Origin of the sequence: Mycobacterium sp. TKK-01-0059, from assembly GCF_000709305.1 — a bacterium.
Classification (GTDB): Bacteria; Actinomycetota; Actinomycetes; order Mycobacteriales; family Mycobacteriaceae; genus Mycobacterium; species Mycobacterium intracellulare.
Map to the genome: position 1 here is coordinate 74,137 of NZ_KL446995.1, position 20,129 is coordinate 94,265.

The 20,129-nt window shown below is 69.8% G+C and carries 21 protein-coding genes and 1 tRNA gene; 3 read left to right on the forward strand and 19 right to left on the reverse strand.

Features of this window, described 5'->3' with window-relative positions; all coding sequences use genetic code 11:
• The first annotated feature begins 86 nt into the window (after positions 1-86).
• Both K883_RS27250 and K883_RS22510 read left to right on the forward strand, forming a co-directional pair.
• Positions 87-296 carry a helix-turn-helix transcriptional regulator gene (locus tag K883_RS27250; RefSeq protein WP_008257535.1) on the forward strand — a complete coding sequence of 70 codons (210 nt, stop codon included), beginning with the start codon at positions 87-89 and terminating at the stop codon, positions 294-296.
• On the forward strand, positions 296-1,501 hold the full coding sequence (locus K883_RS22510; protein WP_033710438.1) for a tyrosine-type recombinase/integrase: 1,206 nt from the start codon (positions 296-298) through the stop codon (positions 1,499-1,501). Before K883_RS27250 ends, K883_RS22510 begins: the two co-directional genes overlap by 1 nt.
• A gap of 37 nt (positions 1,502-1,538) precedes the next feature.
• On the opposite strand, the gene K883_RS22515 is transcribed toward K883_RS22510, so the two are convergent.
• The 7 genes from K883_RS22515 to K883_RS22545 form a co-directional block, all read right to left on the reverse strand.
• Positions 1,539-1,615, reverse strand: a tRNA-Pro gene (locus K883_RS22515).
• 149 nt (positions 1,616-1,764) lie between these two features.
• On the reverse strand, positions 1,765-3,165 hold the full coding sequence (gene der / locus K883_RS22520; protein WP_036455953.1) for a ribosome biogenesis GTPase Der: 1,401 nt from the start codon (positions 3,163-3,165) through the stop codon (positions 1,765-1,767).
• Complete coding sequence (cmk, locus tag K883_RS22525) at positions 3,162-3,848, reverse strand: (d)CMP kinase (protein WP_036455955.1); 687 nt, start codon at positions 3,846-3,848, stop codon at positions 3,162-3,164. The genes der and cmk overlap by 4 nt, the downstream gene beginning before the upstream one ends.
• Before the next feature lie 56 nt (positions 3,849-3,904).
• Complete coding sequence (locus K883_RS22530) at positions 3,905-4,648, reverse strand: pseudouridine synthase (protein ID WP_020822750.1); 744 nt, start codon at positions 4,646-4,648, stop codon at positions 3,905-3,907.
• A complete protein-coding gene (scpB, locus tag K883_RS22535) occupies positions 4,648-5,328 on the reverse strand; it encodes an SMC-Scp complex subunit ScpB (protein WP_036456146.1) in 681 nt (226 codons plus the stop codon). The genes K883_RS22530 and scpB overlap by 1 nt, the downstream gene beginning before the upstream one ends.
• Positions 5,329-5,603: 275 nt before the next feature.
• Entirely contained in the window at positions 5,604-6,422 is an 819-nt protein-coding gene (locus K883_RS22540) for a segregation/condensation protein A (protein WP_014942273.1), read from the reverse strand.
• Positions 6,419-7,282, reverse strand: a complete 864-nt coding sequence (locus K883_RS22545) for a ParA family protein (RefSeq protein WP_008257550.1) — start codon at positions 7,280-7,282, stop codon at positions 6,419-6,421. Before K883_RS22545 ends, K883_RS22540 begins: the two co-directional genes overlap by 4 nt.
• 234 nt (positions 7,283-7,516) lie before the next feature.
• Here K883_RS22545 and K883_RS22550 point away from each other — a divergent pair, with 234 nt between their 5' ends.
• Entirely contained in the window at positions 7,517-8,266 is a 750-nt protein-coding gene (locus K883_RS22550) for an O-methyltransferase (RefSeq protein ID WP_036455957.1), read from the forward strand.
• Positions 8,267-8,335: 69 nt separating this feature from the next.
• On the opposite strand, the gene xerD is transcribed toward K883_RS22550, so the two are convergent.
• From xerD to K883_RS22610, 12 genes are all read right to left on the reverse strand, one after another.
• The gene (xerD, locus tag K883_RS22555; RefSeq protein ID WP_014380299.1) at positions 8,336-9,277 is read right to left on the reverse strand and encodes a site-specific tyrosine recombinase XerD; all 942 of its coding nucleotides are present in this window, start codon (positions 9,275-9,277) and stop codon (positions 8,336-8,338) included.
• Complete coding sequence (locus K883_RS22560) at positions 9,274-9,897, reverse strand: NUDIX domain-containing protein (RefSeq protein WP_014711857.1); 624 nt, start codon at positions 9,895-9,897, stop codon at positions 9,274-9,276. The genes xerD and K883_RS22560 overlap by 4 nt, the downstream gene beginning before the upstream one ends.
• Positions 9,890-11,641: a CTP synthase gene (locus tag K883_RS22565; RefSeq protein WP_008257563.1), complete on the reverse strand. Its 1,752-nt coding sequence runs from the start codon at positions 11,639-11,641 to the stop codon at positions 9,890-9,892. The genes K883_RS22560 and K883_RS22565 overlap by 8 nt, the downstream gene beginning before the upstream one ends.
• A gap of 135 nt (positions 11,642-11,776) precedes the next feature.
• Entirely contained in the window at positions 11,777-12,721 is a 945-nt protein-coding gene (locus tag K883_RS22570) for a copper transporter (RefSeq protein WP_014385080.1), read from the reverse strand.
• A complete protein-coding gene (gene steA / locus K883_RS22575; RefSeq protein WP_009955069.1) occupies positions 12,722-13,903 on the reverse strand; it encodes a putative cytokinetic ring protein SteA in 1,182 nt (393 codons plus the stop codon).
• 246 nt (positions 13,904-14,149) lie between these two features.
• The gene (gene recN, locus K883_RS22580; protein ID WP_036455960.1) at positions 14,150-15,916 is read right to left on the reverse strand and encodes a DNA repair protein RecN; all 1,767 of its coding nucleotides are present in this window, start codon (positions 15,914-15,916) and stop codon (positions 14,150-14,152) included.
• A gap of 25 nt (positions 15,917-15,941) precedes the next feature.
• On the reverse strand, positions 15,942-16,868 hold the full coding sequence (locus K883_RS22585) for an NAD kinase (RefSeq protein ID WP_014711859.1): 927 nt from the start codon (positions 16,866-16,868) through the stop codon (positions 15,942-15,944).
• The gene (locus K883_RS22590; protein WP_008257578.1) at positions 16,865-17,674 is read right to left on the reverse strand and encodes a TlyA family RNA methyltransferase; all 810 of its coding nucleotides are present in this window, start codon (positions 17,672-17,674) and stop codon (positions 16,865-16,867) included. Before K883_RS22590 ends, K883_RS22585 begins: the two co-directional genes overlap by 4 nt.
• Before the next feature lie 8 nt (positions 17,675-17,682).
• Positions 17,683-17,868: a hypothetical protein gene (locus K883_RS22595; RefSeq protein ID WP_008257585.1), complete on the reverse strand. Its 186-nt coding sequence runs from the start codon at positions 17,866-17,868 to the stop codon at positions 17,683-17,685.
• 12 nt (positions 17,869-17,880) lie between these two features.
• The gene (locus K883_RS22600) at positions 17,881-18,888 is read right to left on the reverse strand and encodes an HAD-IIA family hydrolase (protein ID WP_008257587.1); all 1,008 of its coding nucleotides are present in this window, start codon (positions 18,886-18,888) and stop codon (positions 17,881-17,883) included.
• Positions 18,889-18,906: 18 nt separating this feature from the next.
• A complete protein-coding gene (locus K883_RS22605; RefSeq protein WP_008257589.1) occupies positions 18,907-19,707 on the reverse strand; it encodes a tetratricopeptide repeat protein in 801 nt (266 codons plus the stop codon).
• A gap of 28 nt (positions 19,708-19,735) precedes the next feature.
• On the reverse strand, positions 19,736-20,098 hold the full coding sequence (locus K883_RS22610; protein ID WP_036455964.1) for a DUF732 domain-containing protein: 363 nt from the start codon (positions 20,096-20,098) through the stop codon (positions 19,736-19,738).
• Positions 20,099-20,129 lie beyond the last annotated feature (31 nt).

The window sequence follows — 20,129 nt, forward strand, 5'->3', positions numbered from 1 at the left end:
CAGCTCTAGCCTTTAGAAACGAGGTACCGCACGACACTGGCGCCCGAAAGCTCGCGCCGGCCGATGCGGGAAGGGAACGCAGCACGATGGCCTTGCTAGACGGGCACTGGTACAGCTCAGCCGAACTTGCCGAGCTGCTCCACGTCGACGCATCCACCATTCGACGCTGGCGTACGTCGCATCCGCCCAAAGGCCCGGCCTTCGTACGCGTTTCGGACCGGGTGTACATGTATAACTCCAACGATGTCGAGGCATGGTTGTCCAGTCGGCACGTTGACCCCGGCGAGGTCGCGTGATGGCCGAAGAACTGACACTTCCACTTGGTGTTTCGTTATCAGTTGACATCGAGGAGCGCCCCAGCCGAGCTGCTCCCTTCCGCGCTCGGGTCCGGTGGATCGACCCGATCACCAAGAGCCGCGCTTCGAAATCAGCTTCGTTTGCAACGCGTGAAGCCGCGGTCGACTGGGCCGCCCGGATGGAACGCGCCGCGGCGCACGGGGTCGACCCGAAGACGGCCACGACGTCGCTGGCGGAATACGGCACCACGAACATGGAATTGGCGCTGCGTGGGCTTGAGTCCAAGACCACCGATCCCTACCTGGCCGGCTGGCGCAAACGCGTTGTCCCGACGCTTGGGCACCTGCCCATTGCGATGGTCACCAACGGTGCAGTGGATCGAGCTGTGCACGCGTGGATCGCGGACGAATGCAGTCGATCAACTGTCAAGAACAGCCTCGCCGTGCTCGTCCGCATCATGGAACAAGCGCTGCGAGACGGCATCATCGACCGCAATCCGGCTCGAGTCTCCGGTTGGCAGCGCCAATACAAGCTCGCCGAGGACGAACTCGACGATCCACGGGCACTTGCGCTCCCGAACTGGACTGCCCTCACCACCCTCGCCGATGCACTCGTCGCCCGGTCGGCGGGCCGTTATCGGGGTTGGGGTGACGCAGTCATCTTCGAGGCGTGCACCGCCGCCCGCATCGGCGAAGTGGCCGGATGCCTGGTGCGCGACATCAACACCCACGAGTGGATATGGACGGTGCGCCGTCAGACCACCCCATCGCCGGGTGGCTTGGTGGACAAGAACACTAAGGGCAAACGTGCGCGCGAAGTCCCGTTGATCCCGGCTGTCCGCGAACTCGTCCAGCGACGGATGGACGTCGTCGCAAGCAACCCCGATGCGCGACTCTTCATCGGCCCCAGGGGCGGAAGGATCACCACAGCCACGCTGCGCGACGCCACCTCTTGGGATGCCGTGGTCACCCAGCTCGGCTACGAAAAGCTCACGCGCCATGGTTTACGGCATACGGGACTGACGTGGATGGCCGATGCCGGTGTCCCGCTACACATCCTCCGCAAGATCGCCGGTCACGGAGCGCTGACAACGACCCAGCGCTATCTGCACCCCGATCGGCAATCCGTCATCAATGCGGGCGACCTGCTTGAGCGGCACTTGTGGTCCCCAAGTGGTCCCCAACTCCGCGTCATCTCATCCTGACCTAATCGCGTCACCGCAGATCAGGACACATTTCCTCTGGTCGGGCTGACAGGATTTGAACCTGCGACCACTTGACCCCCAGTCAAGTGCGCTACCAAACTGCGCCACAGCCCGCGCGCCGGTGGTTCCACCGGCAGCAGGTCGAAAGCCTACCGCAAGCGCTCCGCCAATTCGCCAGGCGCCCAGCGTCTGGGCGACCAGCGCCTCGTCGTGAGAGTCACCACTCGGTCCGGGAGAGGCGCCACCTTCCCAACGCCCAACGCTCAGCGTCGGCGGGCGCCCCGCTTTTCGCGCACCCGCACGTTGATCCGGATTGGCGACCCCTCGAAGCCGAAGGTCTCGCGCAGCCGGCGCTCCAGGAAACGCCGATAGCCCGCCTCGAGAAAACCGGTGGTAAACAGCACGAACGTCGGGGGTCGGGCGGTGGCCTGGGTGGCGAACAGGATCCGCGGCTGCTTGCCGCCGCGCACCGGTGGCGGGGTGGCCGCCACCACCTCTTTCAGCCAGGAGTTCAGCGGGCCGGTGGCGATCCGCGCATCCCACGATGCCAGCGAGGTCTCCATGGCCGGCACCAGCTTTTGCACGGCGCGGCCGGTCTTGGCGGAGATGTTGACGCGCGGCGCCCACCGCAGCTGCACGAGTTCGCGGTCGATCTCGCGCTCCAGCAGCTCGCGCCGGTCCTCGTCGACCAGGTCCCACTTGTTGAACGCCAGCACCAGGGCCCGGCCGGCTTCGATGACCATCGACAGCACCCGCTGGTCCTGTTCGGTCAGCGGGTCCGACGCATCGATCAGCACGATCACCACCTCGGCCGCGTCGATGGCCGAGTGCGTGCGCACCGAGGCATAGAACTCGTGGCCGCTGGCCTGACCGACCTTGCGCCGCAAACCCGCCGTGTCGACAAATCGCCACACCCTGTCGCCCAGCTCGATGAGGGAGTCCACCGGGTCCACCGTCGTCCCCGCGACATCGTGCACCACCGAGCGCTGATCACCGGCCAGCTTGTTCAGCAGCGAGCTCTTGCCCACGTTGGGTTTACCGACCAGCGCCACGCGCCGCGGGCCACCGGGTTTGGGGCCCACCTCCGACACCGCGGGCAGCGCGGCCAGCACCTCGTCGAGCAGATCGGCCACCCCGCGGCCGTGCATGGCGCTGATCGCGTGCGGCTCACCGAGCCCCAGCGACCACAACATCGCCGCGTCCGCTTCGGCCTTGTCGCTGTCAACCTTGTTGGCGGCCAGGAACACTGGCTTTCCCGACCGCAGGAGGATCCGGGCGGCGGCTTCGTCGGCCGAGGTGGCGCCGACGACGGCGTCGACCACCAGGATCACCGCGTCCGCGGTGCGCATGGCCACCGAGGCCTGCTCGGCCACCAGCTGCTGCAGCCCCTTGGCGTCGGGCTCCCATCCCCCGGTGTCCTGCACGACGAACCGGCGGCCGGTCCACAACGCGTCGTAGGACACCCGGTCGCGGGTGACGCCCGGGATGTCCTGAACCACCGCTTCGCGACGGCCCAGGATCCGGTTCACCAGCGTGGACTTGCCGACGTTGGGCCGGCCCACCACCGCCACCACGGACGCCGGGCCGGCCTCCTCCTGTTCGTCGATGCCGAATTCGACGGATTCCCAGTCGCTTTCGTCACTCCATGTACCGTCCTGGGTCACCGCACCGCCCCGCTTCGCTGGTCGACCAAGTCCCGCAGATGGGTGATCACCTGCGCCTCGGTCATCTCGCTGGTGTCGACGACCACCGCGTCGGGGGCGGCCCGCAGCGGCGACACCGCCCGCGTGGAATCCAGATGGTCACGACGGCGGACGTCGGCGAGCGCGGCGTCGTAGTCGTCGGCCAACCCGGCCGCCACGTTCTGGTCGTTGCGCCGACGCGCCCGCGTTTCGGCCGACGCGGTCAAAAAGATCTTCACCGGCGCGTCGGGCAGGACGACGGTGCCGATGTCGCGGCCCTCGACGACGACATCGCCCGGACCAGCGGCCATCTCGCGCTGCAACTGGACCAGCCGGGCGCGCACCGCGGGCACCGCCGACACCGCCGAGACGGCGCCGGTGACGGCATCCCCCCGGATCTCGGTGGAAACGTCCTCTCCGGCAAGCAAACACCGATCGCCGTCCACCGACAGCTGCGCCGTCGACCCGACCCGGCCGACCGCGTCGACGTCGCCCGGATCGACGCCCGCACGCAACACGGCCAGCGTCACCATCCGGTACATCGCCCCGGTGTCGAGGTAGCGGGCCCCTAAAGCGCGCGCCAATCCCTTTGACACCGACGACTTTCCGGTGCCCGCCGGCCCGTCAATGGCGACGACGACGCTCGCTGCGTTCGTTTCGCTCACAGCCTGATGGTTCGCTGCGCTCCCGTCACTCGCTGCGCTCGTTCCGCTCGTTCCGCTCACAGGCCCACCGCCTTGTAGAGCTGCCCGATCTCGTCGCGGCCCAGCGCCCGGAAGCTGCCCGGGCGCTGCTTGCCGAGCGACACCGGCCCAATGTCGGTGCGCACCAACGCTTCCACCGGGAACCCGGCCGCGGCCAGCAGCCGGCGCACGATGCGATTGCGGCCCTCGTGCAACGTGACCCGCACCAGCGTCTTACCCGGAATCGCGTCCACCACCGCGAACTCGTCGACCCGCGCGGGACCGTCGTCCAACTCGATCCCGGCGCGCAGCGTCTTGCCGACACCGCGGGGCACCGACCCGGTCACCGTCGCCAGATACGTCTTGGGCACCTCGTGGGAGGGATGCATCAACCGGTGCGCGAGTTCACCGTCGTTGGTCAGCAGGATCAACCCTTCGGTGTCCGCGTCCAATCGCCCGACGTGAAACAGGTTCTTGTTCCCGCGAACTCGCCGTTCGATCAAATCACCGATACACGGCCGCCCGCGGTCGTCCGACATGGTCGAATGCACTCCGCGCGGCTTGTTCAGCGCCAGATACACCTGCGAATCGTCGAGGACGATCCGGGCCCCGTCCACGCGGATCACCGAGGCTTCTGGGTCGACGCGGGTGCCCAACTCGGTCACCACCTGACCGTCGACCTCGACGCGGCCCTCGATGATCAACTTCTCGGCGGCCCGCCGCGACGCAATTCCGGCCTGGGATAACACCTTTTGCAGCCGGATCCCCTCAGCTTCGACCATCAATCCTGGTCCACGTCGAAGGTCAGCGCCGGGTCTGCCGCCTGGCCGCCGGAAAGTTTGATGAAACGTGGCTCGCTGTCCAGGGATTCGCTGAGGTCCTCGATCGTGTCCACGTCGGGCAGCAGCGGCGCGATGTCCGGCAGGTCGGCCAGCGACGTCAGCCCCAGGCGCTCCAAGAACAGCTCGGTGGTCGCGAACGTCGTCGCGCCGCTGTCGTCGTCCACCCCGGCTTCGGTGATCAGGCCGCGCGCCAGCAGCGTGCGCATCACGGCGTCGACGTTGACGCCGCGCACCGCGCTCACCCGCGCACGCGTCACGGGCTGGCGGTAGGCGACCACGGCCAGCGTCTCCAGCGCGGCCCGGGTGAGCTTGGACCGCGCGCCGTCCAGCAGCAGTTTTTCCACGTACGGCGCGAACCGGGCGCGGGTATACATCCGCCAGCCCTCGCTGTTCTTCCGCAGGTCGATGCCGCTGTCGCGCGCGGCCAGTTCCTCGGCCATCTCCTGCAGCTTGGTGGCGATCCGGTACACCGGCTGTTGCGTGGCGGATGCCAGCGCCTCCGCGGTGACCGGGGTGTCGACCACCAGCAGCAGCGCCTCGAGCACTGAGCCGAGTTCCTCGGACTCCATCGGCGCGGCCTCGGCGATGTCCGGGATGCCCACGTCGAGGTCGGAATCCAGGTCGACTTCGGGTTCCAGGTCGGCGCCGGAATCGACGTCGGGCAGGACGTCGTCGCCCGGCTCGGCACCGTTCAGATGCCGCTCCTCCGCATCGCTACGCTCTGCGTCGTCACCGGCGGTGTCGAAGCGCCGTTCCTCCGCATCGCTACGCTCTGCATCGTCACCGGCGGTGCCGAAGCGCCGCTCCTCCGCATCGCTGCGCTCTGCGTCGTCACCGGCGGTGCCGAAGCGCCGTTCCTCCGCATCGCTACGCTCTGCGTCGTCACCGGCGCCCATCATGATTCGTCCCGCACTTCTACCAAGGCTTCACTGACCGGACGTTCCCCGGTCCACGAAATTTGGAGCACGCCAAGCGGCTCTGACTGGTCGAATGCTACCGCCCGCGACCGATACAGTTCGAGCAGCGCCAGGAACCGCCCGACCACCTCCATCGACGCCTCACAGTCGGCGACCAGCTCGGAAAACGTCGCCCACGCCCCGCTGCCCCGCGCCTCAAGGATCGCCAGCAACTTCTTGGCCTGCTCGGGAACCGAGACCTGCACCTCGTGTAGGTGCGCCACCGACACCGTCGGGACGGGCCGTGGGCTGAACGCGATCGCCGCGATCTGGGCGAAGCGGTCGGCGTCCACGCCGATCATCACCTCGGGCAACAGCTCGGTAAACCGGTCCTCCAGCGACACGGCGCGCGGGTAGCTGCGCAGCGCGGTGGCCTCCAACTCGGCGAACATCTCGGCGACGTGCTTGAACGCGCGGTACTGCAGCAACCGGGCGAACAACAGGTCGCGCACCTCGAGCAGCGCCAGGTCCTCGTCGTCGTCGACCTGCCCGGCGGGCAGCAGCCGGGCGGCCTTCAGGTCGAGCAGGGTGGCGGCCACCACCAGGAACGCGGTGGTCTCCTCGAGCTCCAGCTGGGGACCGATTTCGCGGGTGTAGGCGATGAAGTCGTCGGTGACCTGGTGCAGCGCCACCTCGGTCACGTCCAGGCGATGGGCGAAGATCAGCTGCAGCAGCAGATCGAACGGCCCCTCGAAATTGGTCAGGCGGACCTGAAAGCCGTTCTGCTGGGGCGCCTCACCATTTGCGGTCGCGTTCACGCGCCGAATCGGTCGATGAACTCGCGGGCCAGCGCGCGATAGGCGATGGCCCCGGTCGATCGCGGCGCCCACGTGGTGATGGGTTCGCCGGCCACGCTGGTCTCCGGGAACCGGACGGTGCGGGTGATGACGGTGTCGAACACCAGGTCGCCGAACCGCTCCACCACCCGGGCCATCACCTCGCGCGAGTTGACCGTGCGCGGGTCGTACCGGGTCAACAGGATCCCGCTGATCTCCAGCTTCGGGTTCAGCCGGTCGCGCACCTTGTCGACGGTGTCGGTGAGCAGCGCCAGACCGCGCAGCGAGAAGTACTCGCACTCGGTGGGAATCACCACCCCGTCCGAACAGGCCAGGCCGTTGACGGTGAGCAGACCCAGCGACGGCTGGCAGTCGATCAGCACGTAGTCGTAGCGATCCAGCACCGGGTGCAGCGCCCGGCCCAGCGTCTGCTCGCGTCCCACCTCGTTGACCAACTGGATCTCGGCGGCCGACAGGTCGATGTTGGACGGCACCAGATCCATGTGCTTGACCCGGGTCTGCAGCAGCACGTCGTCGATCGACACGCGCGGCTCCACCAGCACGTTGTGGATGGTCTTTTCCAGCTCGTAGTGCGGGACGCCCAGGCCGGCGGACAGCGCGCCCTGCGGGTCCATGTCCACCAGCAGCACCCGGCGGCCGTACTCGGCGAGCGCGGCACCCAGATTGATGGTCGACGTGGTTTTCCCGACGCCCCCCTTCTGGTTGCACATGGCGACGACTTTGGCCGGGCCGTGCGAGGTGCGCGGCTGTGGCTCCGGGATCGCCCGTGGCGGCCGCCCGGTCAGGCCGAGCTCGACGCCGTTGTCCGGCTGCTCGGTCATGGCGGGGGTGTTCGGGAGGTGAACATCGACCGAAAGTCTAACGGGTCCGCGCGCCGAAACCCGGCGACCCGCAGGCAATTAACCAGCCAATATGAGCGGAAATCGGTGGTGAAACGCACATCCCGACAGCCTATTCACTCCAGTCACAGCAGCACCAGTTTGGGGGCGATATGCCGGCCGCGAAAAGCTGTCGCCAGCGAGGGCACCGCCGGCGGTCGGCCTATCGTGGCCCCTATGGATCTCAAGCGACGGATACCCCTGCTGCGGTGGTCGGTCTGGCGGATGGCCGTCGGGAATCGCAACATCACCACCACGGGCCAGATCGGCGACGGGCGCGAAGCCGCCGCCGTCGAATACGTGCTGCGCAACGCCCGGGCCGGCGACGTCGACGACGTGCTGACGACCATCGACAAGTTCGCCTACGAGAAGTCGATGTTGATCAACGTCGGCGACGAGAAGGGACTGCTGCTCGACGCCGCGGTGCGGCGCGCCGATCCGGCGCTGGCGCTCGAATTGGGCACCTACTGCGGCTACGGCGCGCTGCGCATCGCCCGGGCCGCGCCGAAGGCCAAGGTGTTCTCGGTCGAACTCGCCGAGGCCAACGCCGCCAACGCCCGCCAGATCTGGGCGCATGCCGGCGTGGCCGACCGTGTGACCTGTGTGGTCGGCACCATCGGCGACGGTGGCCGCACCCTGGATGCGCTGGCCGAACACGGGTTTGCCGCTGGCACACTCGATTTCGTGTTCCTCGATCACGACAAGGACGCCTACCTCGATGACCTGAAGAGCATCCTGGATCGGGGCTGGCTGCATCCCGGCTCGATCGTGGTCGCCGACAATGTGCGGGTGCCGGGCGCACCGAAGTACCGCGGGTACATGCACCGGCATCAGGGCACGCGGTGGAACACCGTCGAGCACAAGACCCACCTCGAGTACCAGTCGTTGGTGTCCGACCTGGTGCTGGAGTCCGAATACCTGGGCTAGTGGCGCGAGCAGACGCAAAAGCACCTTATCGTTCGGCGTGTCGCGTGCTTTTGTGTCTGCTCGCGCTAACTACCGCGCCCGCGGGTGGGCCTCGGCCCACACTTCGCGCAGCGCGTGCACGGTCACCATGGTGTAGATCTGCGTCGTCGTCACCGAGGCGTGCCCGAGCAGCTCCTGCACGACCCGCACGTCGGCGCCGCCCTCGAGCAGATGCGTGGCGAACGAGTGCCGCAGCATGTGCGGCGACACCCCCGAAGTGATGCCGGCGCGCTCGGCCGCGTCCTGCAGGACCTGCCACGCGCTCTGACGCGACAGCCGCCCGCCGCGCACGTTGAGGAAGATGGCCGGCGTCCCGCGCCCCCGGCGCGCGAGATCCGAACGTCCGCGCACCAGATAGGCGTCCAGCGCGGCCACGGCGGGGCGCCCGATCGGCACCAGCCGCTGCTTGCCGCCCTTGCCGCGCAACAATACTGAGCGGGCCTGGGTGTCGACGTCGTCCACATCGAGGCCGACGGCCTCGGAGATCCGCGCGCCGGTCGAATACAGCAGCTCCAGCAGCGCGCGGTTGCGCAGGGTCAGCGGGCCGTCGGCCGGGCTGTCGCCCCCCGCGCCCTCCAGCAGCGCCAGGACCTGGTCGACGGTCAGGCTCTTGGGCAGCCGGCGGCCGGGCGTGGGCGGGCGGACCGCGCGCGCCACGTCGAGTTCGGCCAGCCCCTCGGCGGCGGCGAACCGGTGCAGACCGCGCACCGCAATCAGGGCCCGCGCCGCCGACACCGCCGACAGCGCCGCCGCCCCGGTCTCGGGGTCGCCGCGGCGCAGCGCCACCAGGAACTCGCTGACGTCGTCCTCGCCCACCTTGGCCAGATCGTGAATTCCACGGTCCGACAAGTGTTTTGTGTAGCGGCGCAAATCGCGGCGATACGAGCTCAGGGTGTTCGCCGCGACGCCGCGCTCGATCGTGAGGTGGTCGAGGTAACCCTGGAGTTGGGAATCCAGCGCCACCGTCGTCATGGCCCGGCCTTTCGGGCCGCGAACGCCGTCGGCCGGTCGATCCAGGGACTGTCCACCGGCCGCGGCTGCGCGAACCCTTCGGTGACGGCGTGGGCCGCCAAGATCCCCGCGATGGCAATCGAATTCACGATGTCGCCGCGCAGCACCCGGCGGGCGGCCTCCGCGACGGGAACCCAGCTCATCGTCATGTCGGCTTCCTCGTGATGCGCCTCGGGCCTGCCCACCTCGGTCAGCCCGGTGGCCAGATAAATCCGTACCGATTCGTCGCTGAAGCCCGGCGCGGAGTTGAGGTCGACCAGCACCCGCCAGGTGTCCGCCCGCAGGCCGACCTCCTCGTGGAGTTCGCGGGCGGCCGTCTGCTGCGGCGGCTCCCCCGCGACGTCGAGCAAGCCGGCGGGCAACTCCCAGAGCCGCCGCCCGAACGCGTGCCGGTACTGGTAGACCAGCGGGATGTTGTTGTCGGCGTCCAGCGCCGCGACGGCAACGGCGCCGTAGTGCTCGACGACCTCGCGCACCGCGGTGGTGTCGCCCGGCATCCGCACCCGGTCGCTGCGCAGCGCGAAAATCTTTCCGGTGTACAGCGTTTCGGAGGACGCCGTGGAGAAGACGTGTTCAGCCACGGGACGCGGGCTCAGGTATGGGCCGCGCGGCGCTGTCCCGATGCTGGATGCCGTTGGACGACTGCTCGGGGATTTCCACCGGCAACCGTTCGCCGGCCTTGTATTCGAGGGCCGCCCCGACGAACGCGACGAACAACGGGTGCGGCCGGGTGGGCCGGCTCTTGAGCTCCGGATGAGCCTGCGTGCCGACGATGAAGGGGTGCACGTCCGGCGGGTACTCGACGAACTCGACCAGGTGGCCGTCGGGCGAGGTGCCGGAAAACCTGAGTCCGCTTTCCGCGATCTTGTCGCGGTAGGCGTTGTTGACCTCGTAGCGGTGCCGGTGGCGTTCGGACACCTGCGTCGCGCCATACGCCTGGGCCACAATCGAATCCGGTTCCAGCACGGCGGGATAGGCGCCCAGCCGCATGGTGCCGCCGAGGTCCGCCTCGCCGGCGACGATGTCGACCTGGTCGGCCATCGTGGAGATGACGGGATCCGGTGTGTCCGGGTCGAATTCGGCCGAGTTGGCCTCGGTCAGGCCGGCCGAGCGGGCGGCCTCGATCACGATGCATTGCAGCCCGAGGCACAGGCCCAGCACCGGCAGGCCCCGGGCGCGCGCGTAGTGGATGGCGCCGAGCTTGCCCTCGATGCCGCGGATGCCGAACCCGCCCGGAATCAGCACACCCTGCACGTCGGCCAGCGCCGCCGCGGCACCGGGCCCGGTCTCGCAATCGTCGGACGCCACCCAGAGCAACTCGACCTTGGCGTGGTGCTTGAAACCGCCGGCGCGCAGCGCCTCGGTAACCGACAGGTAGGCGTCGGAGAGTTCAACGTACTTGCCCACCAAGGCGATTCGCACCGTTTCATGCGGCTCATGCACCCGGCGCAGCAGGTCGTCCCATTCGGTCCAGTCGACATCGCGGAACGGCAGGTTGAGCCGGCGCACCACATAGGCGTCGAGTTCTTCGCGGTGCAGCACCTTCGGAATGTCATAGATCGACGGCGCGTCCGGGGTGGAGATGACGCCGTCGATGTCGACGTCGCACATCAGCGCGATCTTGTTCTTCAGCGCCTCGGGAACGTCGCGGTCGCAGCGCAGGATCAGCGCGTCCGGGGTGATACCGATGCTGCGCAGCGCGGCCACCGAGTGCTGCGTGGGCTTGGTCTTGAGTTCACCCGACGGGGCCAGGTAGGGCACCAGCGAGACGTGTAGGAAGAAGACGTTCTCGCGGCCCAGGTCGTGGCGCACCTGGCGGGCCGCCTCCAGAAAGGGCTGCGACTCGATGTCGCCGACGGTGCCGCCGATTTCGGTGATGACCACATCGGGGCGGTTGCCCTGCGCGTCGGGCTGGGCCATCGCCAGGATGCGGCCCTTGATCTCGTCGGTGATGTGCGGGATCACCTGGACGGTGTCGCCGAGGTACTCACCGCGGCGTTCCTTGGCGATGACGCTCGAATACACCTGCCCCGTAGTGACATTCGCCGAGCCGGACAGATCGCGATCCAGGAACCGCTCGTAGTGGCCGACGTCGAGGTCGGTCTCGGCGCCGTCCTCGGTGACGAAGACCTCGCCGTGCTGGAACGGGTTCATGGTGCCCGGGTCGACGTTGAGGTACGGATCGAGCTTTTGCATCGTCACGTACAGCCCGCGCGCCGTCAGGAGCTGACCGAGGCTGCTGGCGGTCAATCCCTTACCCAACGAGGATGCGACGCCCCCGCTGACGAAGAGGTGCTTGGTGGCGGTTTGCGGGTGCTTTCGCAACAGGCGACCTCCGTGAAGACGGGCAGGGCTTGAAAAATGTTTCTAGCGAACAACTAGATGGGCCTGCCGACCCACGGAAACCCACCCTAACATCCACGACGCCGAGCCGCGGTGAACACGCCCGCTACTCCGCGGTTATTGAGGCACCGTGATCGACGTCGCCCCGTGACCGGTGCCGTACTGGCCCGCGTGACCGCCGCCCAGCAGGTCGTGCAGGCCGAGCACCGCGGTGATGCGTCCCGGCGCGGCGTCCACGTCGTCGACCGTGCTGATCGCGGAGTTCAGGCCGGCGTCGGCGCGGGCCACCGCGACGGCGGCGCCGCCGGTCGCCGAACCGTCGCGCCCGGCGAGCAGCGTGCCCGAGCCGTGCGGGGCCAGCGCGGCGGAGAACCGCGCCACGCTCGCCCCCTGGTTCCCGGCGTCCTGCGGTAGCGCGCCACCGGTGACGACGAGCGCGGCGTTGGCCGCGCCCATGTGATCGCTCGCCTGATAGGTGATGAAGCCGGTGTCGCGCAGCGCCGCCAGCACGGTGTTGCGCTGGGTGTCGTCCACCGGGGGCACCGCGGGGTTGGGGTTGGCCAGCAGGGCGATGCCCATCAGGTCACCCGCCTGCGAACCCTGGTCGACGAGCTTGGTGCTCAGCTGCTGTCCGGCGGGCAGCACCGACGAGTTCACCACCGTCTGCAGCTTCTCCGCCGAGTTGGCCTCGACGAACTCCTGCGTCAACGACACCGTCCCGGTCACCGTCCCGCCGGCCTGACCGATGAACTTCGACACCGCGGCCACGTCGTCGTCCTTGGCGTCCGGGGTGCGGAACACTACCACCGACTTGCCGGCCAGCGCGTCGTGCACGATCCGGCCGGCCAGCTGGGTGTCGAAATTGTTTGCCGCGCTGAGCTTTTCGTTCAACACGTTCTTCTGGTCGTTGAGCCCGCTGATCTGGGCGTTGAGGTCCTTCTTCTCGTCACGCAGGCTGGACAGCAACGTGTCCGACAGGAAGCCGGAACCCAGCACGACGCCCACGGCCAGCGCCAGGAACACGGCGGCCAGCGACAGGGCGTGTTGGCGCAGCGAGATCATCTAGGTGACCCACTTCTGCACCATCAAGCAGAAGTGGTTCCAGTAGTCGGTGACCCAGTGCAGCACCACGCCGTCGGTGCGAGACACCCACAGCGCGACGATGACGGCGATCAGCATCGTCAGCGCCAGCAGCGCGATGGCCCCCGCCGAGATGTGGTTGCGGTACAGGGTGGCCACGGCCTTGGCGTCCACCACCTTCTCCCCCACCCGCAGCCGGGTCAGGAAGGTGGACGGGTTGCTGTGCGCACGGGTGCGGTCGAAGAACGTCTCGATGTTGGCGGTGTGGCCGGCGGTCACCAGCAGCGCGGCGCCGTGGTGGTCGGCCAGCAGCAGGGCCAAATCGATCGCCGACCCTGCGGCCGGGAACGTCATCGCGCCGACGCCCAGGTCCTGGATGCGTTCCAGCCCCGGCGCGTGCCCGTCGGCGTCGGCGGGCAGCACGACCTGGGCCCCGCACTTCAGGGCGTCGGTGCTGATCTGGTCGGGGTCGCCGACGATCACCTGCGGGCGATACCCCGCCTTGCGCAACACGTCCGCGCCGCTGCCGACGCCGATCAGGGCCGGCTGATACTCCTTGATGAACGGCTTGAGCGACTTGAGGTCGTCCTCGGCGCTGGGCTCGTCGGCGACGATCACCACGTGCCGGCGGCGCAGGTCGACGTCGACGTCGGGGATGCCGATGCCGTCTATCAGCAGCGGGCTCTCGCTCTTGATGAACTCGATGGTGTTGCCCGCGAACGCCTCCAGATGGGCGGACAGGCCGCTCTTGGCCTCCCGCATCAAATCGGCGATGTCGTGGTCGGTGCGTTCGGTGCCGCGGACCAGCCGCCGGTCGCCGGCGTACACCCCGCCCTCGTGCAGGCGGATCTTGGCGCCGTCTTTGACCTTCTTGAAGACGTCGGGTCCGGCCTCGTCGATCAGCGTGACCCCGTTGTTGACCAGGACCTCGGGCCCCAGGTTGGGGTAGCGGCCCGACACCGACGGCGAGGCGTTGACGACGGCGGCGATGTCGGCCTCCACCAGGGCGTCCGCCGTGATGCGATCCAGATCGAGGATGTCGAGCACGACGATGTCGCCGGGGCAGACCCTGCGCAGCAATCGGTCGATGTTGCGGTCAACGCGGGCGGTGCCGACGAGGCCCGGCCGGGCGGGATTACGGGAAAGCAGGCCTGACATCTTCATGGGGGCGATTCTGTCGGTGATGCGCGGACGACGCGGGGAGGCGCGCCGTAACATTAGCCCCAGAAGTTATCTAGAGTCCCATTAGTAACAGCTCTGTGCCGAACTGGTCTCGAACGTCGAATTGATGCGGCGACACGCCGGGGTCGGCCGCCACAAGTCGACGCTCGCGGAGACAGGGGCCCGAGACAGGGGCCCGAGACAGGGGCCCGAGACAGGGGCCGAGACGGCGGAGGCCGCAACACGGGGCTAGATCTCGTCCTTTTGCGCCGCCTCGAGCAGCTCGCGGGCGTGCGCGCGGCCGCTGTCGGATTCGCCCAGCCCGGCGAGCATCCGCGCCAGCTCGGCGACCCGCTCGTCGCCGCCGAGGCGCCGCACCACGCTGGTCCCCTTCGGCCCCGCGGCGTGCACCACCAGGTGCACGTCGGCGTACGCCGCGACCTGCGGCAGGTGCGTGACCACGATGACCTGGTGGGTGCGCGCCAGCCGCGCCAGCCGGCGCCCGATCTGCACCGCCGCGCGGCCGCCCACCCCGGCGTCGACCTCGTCGAACACCATGGTGGTGCCCGCGGCCTCTTTGCGGGAGGTGGCCAGCACCACCTCCAGGGCGAGCATCACCCGGGACAGCTCGCCGCCGGAGGCGCTCTTGGCCAGTGGCAGCTGGTCCATGCCCCGGTGCGCGGCGAAACCGAACTCGACCTGGTCGACGCCGTCGGCGCCGGCGTGGACGCGCTCGCCCGACGGCAGCCGCAGCGCGGCCGAGTCGTCGGGGTCCGACGCGGTGTCCGGCGCGGCATCCAGGGTCACGTCGATGGTGAATTGGGCGTCGGCCATCGCCAGCCCGGACAGCTCGGCGGTGACCTCCTTGGCGAGCCGCTTGGCGGCCTTGCGCCGGGTGGCGCTGAGATCGACCGCGGCCTGGGCCAATTCGCGGCCGAGCTCGTCGACCCGGGCGGCCAGCGCCGCCAAGCCCTCCTCGGAGACGTCGAGCTGGGCCAGCCGTTGCCGCGACTCCTGGGCCCACCCGATCACGCCGTCGATGTCCGCGGCGTACTTGCGGGTCAGGGTGCGCAGTTCGGCCTGCCGGGCCAGCTTGGATTCCAGCGCGCTGGCGTCGACCGGCAGCTCCTCGAGGAAGCCGCCCAGTTCGCCGGCCGCGTCGACGAGCACGGTCAGCACCTCGCCGATCTGGCCGGCCAGCGCCGTCAGCTTGGCGTCGCCGGTGAATTCCAGTGCGGCCCTTGCCTTTCCCAGGCCGTCGGTGGCACTGAGGCCGTCGGTCTCCTCGGAGGACAGCGCCGCGCGGGCGGTGGCGGCGGCCTCGCGCAGGGTGTCCAGTTCGGAGAGCCGCACGATCTCGGCGACCAGGGCGTCGTCCTCGCCGGGTTGCGGGTCGACGGCGTCGATCTCGTTGAGGGCGAACGTCAGCCGGTCGGCCTCCAGTGCGAGCTCGCGCATGCGGTTGCGGCGGTCGAGCAGGTCGCGCCGCGCCGACAGCCAGGCGTCGCGCAGTTTGCAGTACCGCTCGAGCGCGGGTCCGGCCTTGGCGAAGCGGTCCAGCGCCGCGCACTGCTCCTCGGGCCGGATGAGGCGCAGCTGGTCGTTCTGCCCGTGCAGGGTCAGCAGCCCGGCGGTGAAGTCGCCCAGCGATTTGGCGGGCACGCTGCGGCCGCCGAGGTAGGCCCGCGACGGCCCGTCACGGCTGACCGAGCGCAGCGCGATCACGCTGCCGTCCTCGTCGCGTTCGGCGCCCGACGCGTCGAGCATCTCGTCGAGCCGCACGACCATGGCCTCCTCGAGATCCGTTGTGCTGAATCGCCCTTCGACGACCGCCCGCTCGGCCCCCGACCGGACCCGGGTGGCGTCGGCGCGGGCGCCGCCGAGCAGATGCAAGCCGGTGACCACCATGGTCTTTCCGGTGCCGGTCTCCCCCGTCAGCACGCTCAGGCCGCGGTCGAACTCGCCGACCGCCGAGCTGATCGCCCCGAGCGACTCGATCCGGATTTCAGTCAGCATTCAGTCAGGATCCCGTGCTGTGCCGTCAGTTTCCGCGCCACCCGGTCACCGGCAGCCGGAACTTGCGCACCAACCGGTCCGTGAACGGGGCGCTGTCCAGCCGGGCCCATTTCACCGCCGTGTCACAACGTTTCACCTCGATGCGGCTGCCGGCCGGGATCAGCATCTCGCGGCGGCCGTCGCAGAACACCAGGGCGTCGTGGCCGTCCGCCTCCACCTCGATCGCGATGGTGGCGTTCGGGCTGGTGACCATGGGGCGACCGAACAGCGCGTGAGCGTTGTTGGGTACCACCAGGATTGCCTCCAGGTCGGGCCAGAGCACCGGGCCGCCCGCGGAGAACGCGTAGGCGGTGGAACCCGTCGGGGTCGACACCAGGACGCCGTCGCAGCCGAAGGCGGACACCGGCCGCCCGTCGATCTCGACCACCACCCCCAGCACGCCGAGCCGGGGGCCCTTTTCCAGGCTGACCTCGTTGAGGGCCCAGCCGTGCGCGGAGACCCGGCCGCCCTGGCGCACGACCACGTCGAGCGTCAGGCGGTTCTCCACCCGGTAGTCCTGTGCGACAACGTGGTCCAGCACCCGGTCGATGGCCTCGGCCTCTGCCTCGGCCAAAAAACCGATCCGCCCGAGGTTCACGCCCAGCACCGGGATGTCGGCGTTGCGCGCCAGCTCGGCGGCCCGCAGGAACGTCCCGTCGCCGCCGAGCACCAGCACCAGTTCGCAGCCTTCGGCGGCCCGGGGGTCGGCGTTGACGACCTCGATCTCGACGCCCATCGCCCGCATGTCGTCGGGGGCCAGGTGCAACGGTCCCCGGTCGACGGCCTCGGCTGACAGCACCCGAAGCCCGATTCCGTTGTCGCCCAGCGTTTTCTGTACACGGCGGGCCGTCTCGGTGGCTTCTTCGCGGCCGGTGTGGACGACCATCAGGACGGTGCGTTCGGCTGGAGTCACTGCGGCCCGCTTTCCACCGCGTGCCGCACCGCCGCCACCAGGGCGTCGCCGGCGAGCGGACGATCGGCCTGGGCGCGCAGCCGAAGGAAATATTCGACGTTGCCCGACGGCCCCGGCAGCGGGCTCGCGGTGACGCCGACGGTGTGCCAACCCAGCTCGGCGGCGCGGCGCGCGACCGACGTCACGGCGTCGGCGCGCAGGCCGGGGTCGTGCACCACACCGCCCGCGCCGACCTGGCCCTTCCCCACCTCAAACTGTGGCTTCACCATGGGAACGATATCCGCGTTCGGTGCGGCGCAGCCAGCCAGCGCGGGCAACACGGTGGCCAGCGAGATGAACGACAGGTCGGCCACGACGAGGTCGGCCGGCCCGCCGATCGACTCGGGCGTCAGGTCACGAACGTTGGTCCGCTCGACGACGACGACCCGCGAATCGCTACGCAGCGACCACGCCAGCTGGCCGTATCCCACGTCCACGGCCACCACTTCGGCGGCCCCGCGATCGAGCAGGACTTCGGTGAAGCCGCCCGTCGACGCGCCGGCGTCCAGGCAGCGGCGGCCCACGACGGAGATCCCGAAGGCGTCCAGCGCGCCGATGAGTTTGTGCGCGCCGCGCGAGACCCAGCCGCGTTCGCCGTCGGTGGCCACGGTCAGGGCGGCGGTGACGGCGACGGCGGTGCCGGGCTTGCGGGCGGGCATCCCGTCGATGCTCACCTTGCCGGCGCCGATCAACTCCGCGGCCTGCTGACGCGACCGGGCCAGGCCGCGCCGCACCAGCTCGGCGTCAACGCGGGCGCGTCGAGACATGCGCGCACTCAGCCCTTCTCCGCCGACTCCAGCGCGGCCAGCAGGACGTCGTGGGCCTCGGAGAGCCGGCGCGCGATCTCTTCGAGCTCGTCGAGCGAGGGCGCCTTCTCGGGGTCTTCCTGGTCGCCGGGTTGGGGCAGCCGGGCCAGCAGGGCGTCGATCTCGGCGCGAATCTGATCGGGGTCGATACTCATCGCGTTCCTACGTTAGTCGGTGCGCACCAAAGACCAGCGCTGCAGCGCGGCGCGCGCCTCGTCGTCGCCGGCCTCGATGCGCACGGCGCCGGACCCCGACTCGCCCCACACCGCGCTGGCGACCGCGCGCACGATCGACAGGCCGTCCCCGTCGTCCGGCCCGTCCCCGCGGACCGTGACCGCCCCGTCCGCGACGTCGACCCGCCAGCCCGACTGCGGGCCGACCGCGAGCCGCTCGCCGTCGGTGTGCAGCGAGCGCAGATCGTGGCCGATGTAGGTGGGGCGCTGGGCGGGCTTGGCGTACACCGCGTCCCGCGCGGAGTTGACCCCGGTGAGCACCATCAGGCTGGGCAGTTCGGCGGCGTTGGCGCCCTCGATGTCGGTGTCGAGGCGGTCGCCGATCACCAGGGGCGCGCGGAAGTCGCCCCGGGCCGCCGCGTCGCGCAGCAGGGCGGGCGCCGGCTTGCCCGCGACCTGGGGTTCGGCGCCGGTGGCCGCCCGCAGCGCGGCCACGAACGATCCATTGCCGGGCAGCAGCCCGCGCTCGGTGGGCAGGGTGAGGTCGACGTTGGAGGCCACCCACCGCGCGCCGGCCCGGATGGCCAGCGCCGCCTCGGCCAGCTCCGGCCACCCGATGGTCTGGGACAGGCCCTGCACGACGGCGGCCGGGTCGTCGTCGTAGCTGCGCACCGGGCGCAGCCCGACGGCGGTGATCTCGCCGGCCAGGGCCTCGGTGCCCACGATCAACACCGGCGAGCCTTGTGGCAGTTGGTCGGCCAGCAACCGGGCGGCGCTTTGCGCGCTGGTGGCGACGTCGTCGGCGACGGCGGTGAAGCCGAGCTCGCTCAGGTGCGCGGCGACCTCGTCGGCGCTGCGGGAGGCGTTGTTGGTGACGAAGTACGCGCGGCTGCGCACCTCGGCCAGCGCCTGCACCGCGCCCTCGGTGGGCCGGCGGCCGCGAAACATCGTGCCGTCGAGGTCGATCAGCAGGCAATCGTATTCCTGCGCAAGGGTTTTCACGTCGTCAATTCCGTCGCGTCAGCCGAGTTCACTGACCCGGTCTTCGGCGTCGGTGACACCGTCGACGTCGGCCGCCGCCGAACGCAGGAACCATTGCAGCGCCTCGTCGGTCCGGCCGAGCGCGAGCAGCGTGTCCGCGTAGGCGTAGAACAGCCGCGCCGCCGTGGAGCCAGTGCGGCTGGGATCCAGTTGCGGCGTGGACAACACGGTCAGCGCCTGCTCCAGCTGGCCGAGGTCCGCGCGCGCCCCGGCGGCGACGATGCGCAGCTCGTCGGCGTCGTCACCCGACAGCTCGGCGGCCTCCGGTCCGCGCGCGAGCTCGATGGCGCGCTCCGGACGGCCAAGTCCGCGTTCGCAATCGGCGATCAACGCAAGCAACGCGGACTTGCTGCCCATGCGGCGTGCGGCGCGAAACTCCGCCAGCGCCTGCGACCAGTCGCCGCAGTGGTAGGCGGCGATGCCGACCGCCTCCCGGATGGTGGCGATCCGGCTGGATCGGGCCCGCGCCGCGCGGGCGTGGCGCAGCGCCGCCTCCGGGTCCTCCTCGAGCAGCTCGCCCGCGGCGACGAGGTGGCGGGCCACGGCGTCGGCGGTGGCGCGGTCCAGGGTGCTCAGTTCGCGGCGGACGTCGGGTGCCAGCTGCTTGGCTTCCACGCCGGGCGGGATCGGCGGCCCGTCCTGCGGGGCGCGATCGGCCTGGGCGTCGCGGCGCGCGCCGCTCTGCGGCTGAGCCGGCCGCGCACGGCCCGGACCGGACCAGTTGCCGGATGCCGGCCGCGCCCTCCGCTCGCCGCGGTGCCTCTGCCTGTCGTCGACCACGCTGCCGAGAATACGGGCAGCGCCACACCTAACTCGGCAGCCGGTTGCCCAGGAGCGGCGCGATCAGCGCCGGGCAGTAGGTCGCGATCGCCACGATGGTGAACCTGCCGGCCGTCTCGTACGACATGCCGTTGCCCTCGGCCATCTTGGACGTCACCGCGTCGAAGGACCCGCCGGGCTCGAACAGCATCGGGCACACCGACTGTCCCATCGCCGTGGTGCCGGTCGGCTGGCTATAGGAGATCCCGGCGTTCGTCAGCGCCGACAGGAACGCATTGCTGAGCATGTCCGCGCGGATCGGCGCCGACATCGCCCCCGACAGAGCCACCAGGCCCGTGATCACCCCCAGGCTCCGCAGGACGGTCGATCGCACACGCGTCGCGAAAATCACCGTGACAACAGTGGTCGCCTCGGGTCACGCC

Coding starts and splice junctions, on each gene's coding strand:
- K883_RS22590 (WP_008257578.1), bottom strand. CDS start 17,674: ATGTCTCGACGCGCCCGCGTTGACGCCGAGCTGGTGCGGCGCGGCCTG.
- K883_RS22595 (WP_008257585.1), bottom strand. CDS start 17,868: ATGAGTATCGACCCCGATCAGATTCGCGCCGAGATCGACGCCCTGCTG.
- K883_RS22550 (WP_036455957.1), top strand. CDS start 7,517: ATGGATCTCAAGCGACGGATACCCCTGCTGCGGTGGTCGGTCTGGCGG.
- xerD (WP_014380299.1), bottom strand. CDS start 9,277: ATGACGACGGTGGCGCTGGATTCCCAACTCCAGGGTTACCTCGACCAC.
- recN (WP_036455960.1), bottom strand. CDS start 15,916: ATGCTGACTGAAATCCGGATCGAGTCGCTCGGGGCGATCAGCTCGGCG.
- steA (WP_009955069.1), bottom strand. CDS start 13,903: ATGAAGATGTCAGGCCTGCTTTCCCGTAATCCCGCCCGGCCGGGCCTC.
- K883_RS22510 (WP_033710438.1), top strand. CDS start 296: ATGGCCGAAGAACTGACACTTCCACTTGGTGTTTCGTTATCAGTTGAC.
- K883_RS27250 (WP_008257535.1), top strand. CDS start 87: ATGGCCTTGCTAGACGGGCACTGGTACAGCTCAGCCGAACTTGCCGAG.
- K883_RS22530 (WP_020822750.1), bottom strand. CDS start 4,648: ATGGTCGAAGCTGAGGGGATCCGGCTGCAAAAGGTGTTATCCCAGGCC.
- K883_RS22545 (WP_008257550.1), bottom strand. CDS start 7,282: ATGACCGAGCAGCCGGACAACGGCGTCGAGCTCGGCCTGACCGGGCGG.
- K883_RS22570 (WP_014385080.1), bottom strand. CDS start 12,721: ATGATCTCGCTGCGCCAACACGCCCTGTCGCTGGCCGCCGTGTTCCTG.